The following is a 1,963-nucleotide window of genomic DNA, read 5'->3' as shown; positions in this document are numbered from 1 at the left end:
ACTGAAGGCAACGGCCCCTGCGGGCCGTTGAAAAAGCACGGGGCGCAGCCCCTGCTTTTTCAGGGGCGCGGGGAACTGCGCGAGAAGCCCCACCGGGCCGCGGCCGGGACGGCGGCCTCAGCTCTCCGTCACCTTGCCGGCCTCCACAGCGAACCGCCGCGTCACCCTCACCGCGTCCAGCATCCGGCGGTCGTGCGTGACCAGCAACAACGTGCCCTCGTACGTGTCCAGGGCGGATTCGAGCTGTTCGATGGCCGGGAGGTCCAGGTGGTTCGTGGGCTCGTCGAGGACGAGGAGGTTGACGCCTCGGCCCTGGAGGAGCGCGAGGGCCGCCCGGGTGCGTTCGCCCGGGGAGAGGGTCACCGCCGGGCGCAGCACGTGGGTGGACTTGAGGCCGAACTTGGCGAGGAGGGTGCGGACCTCGGCAGGTTCCGTGTCGGGGACGGCCGTGGCGAAGGCGTCGAGGAGGGACTCGGGGCCGTGGAAGAGCTTGCGTGCCTGGTCGACCTCGCCGACGAGGACGCCTGAGCCGAGCGCGGCGTGCCCCGTGTCGAGGGGGACCCGGCCGAGCAGCGCGCCCAGCAGGGTCGACTTGCCGGCGCCGTTCGCGCCGGTGATGGCGACGCGGTCGGCCCAGTCGATCTGCAGGGACACCGGCCCGAACGCGAAGTCGCCCCGCCGCACCTCGGCGTCCCGCATCGTGGCCACCACGGCACCGGAGCGCGGGGCAGCCCCGATCTCCATCCGCAGCTCCCACTCCTTGCGCGGCTCCTCGACGGCGTCCAGCCGTTCGATCATGCGCTGGGTCTGCCGGGCCTTCGCGGCCTGCTTCTCGCTCGCCTCGCTGCGGAACTTGCGGCCGATCTTGTCGTTGTCGTTGTTCGCCTTGCGCCGCGCGTTCTTGACGCCCTTGTCCATCCAGGAACGCTGCATCTGGGCACGGTCCTGGAGCGCGGCCTTCTTGTCGGCGAACTCCTCGTAGTCGTCACGGGCGTGCCGGCGGGCCGTCTCGCGCTCCTCCAGATAGGCCTCGTATCCGCCGCCGTACAGGTTGATCTGGTTCTGGGCGAGGTCGAGTTCGAGGACCTTGGTGACCGTGCGGGTGAGGAACTCGCGGTCGTGGCTGACGACCACCGTGCCCGCGCGCAGACCGGAGACGAAGCGTTCGAGTCGTTCCAGGCCGTCCAGGTCGAGGTCGTTCGTGGGCTCGTCGAGGAGGAAGACGTCGTAGCGGGAGAGCAGGAGGGAGGCGAGTCCGGCGCGGGCTGCCTGGCCGCCGGAGAGGCCGGTCATCGGCTGATCCAGGTCGACGCCGAGGCCGAGGGAGTCGGCGACCTCCGCCGCGCGCTCGTCGAGGTCGGCGCCGCCCAGGTCGAGCCAGCGCTCCAGGCTCGTCGAGTACGCGTCGTCGGCGCCCGGGGCGCCGTCGACGAGTGCCTGGGTGGCGTCGTCCATCACCCGCTGGGCCTCCGCGACGCCCGTGCGCCGGGCGAGGAAGTCCCGTACGGACTCGCCCTCCCGGCGCTCCGGCTCCTGCGGCAGGTGACCGATGGCCGCGGTGGGCGGGGACAGCCGGAGCTCGCCCGCCTCCGGGGGGAGCAGGCCGGCGAGCAGGCGGAGCAGGGTGGACTTGCCCGCGCCGTTGGCTCCGACCAGGCCGATGACATCGCCGGGGGCGATGACGAGGTCGAGGCCGGAGAAGAGTGCGCGGTCGCCGTGGCCGGCGGTGAGGTTCTTGACGACGAGGGTGGCGGTCACGAGGGGATCCTAACGACAGGGGGTGTGGGGTTCCTTTTCTCGCCCCCGCCGCCCCTACCCGTCCCATCCCCCAGGGGCTGCGTGCCCCTTCGCCCCCGTCAAAGATTCGTCCCAGCGGACGGCGAGCGGCGCCATCAGTCCCGTCAGGGCGAACAGGGTCCCGACGACGAACCAGCCGGGGCGGCCCCAGGTGATGCACAGCGAG

General features: G+C 72.0%; 1 protein-coding gene. It reads right to left on the bottom strand.

Going from position 1 to position 1,963, the window contains the following annotated elements; translation table 11 throughout:
* Window positions 1–117 precede the first annotated feature (117 nt).
* A complete protein-coding gene (locus ABT147_RS47120) occupies window positions 118–1,758 on the bottom strand; it encodes an ABC-F family ATP-binding cassette domain-containing protein (RefSeq protein ID WP_351418719.1) in 1,641 nt (546 codons plus the stop codon).
* Between the last annotated feature and the right edge of the window lie 205 nt (window positions 1,759–1,963).

This window comes from Streptomyces sp. NPDC001868, from assembly GCF_040297125.1.
Lineage (GTDB): Bacteria > Actinomycetota > Actinomycetes > Streptomycetales > Streptomycetaceae > Streptomyces.
The sequence above is the reverse complement of the archived record's forward strand: the minus strand, read 5'-3'. Positions and strand labels throughout refer to the sequence as shown.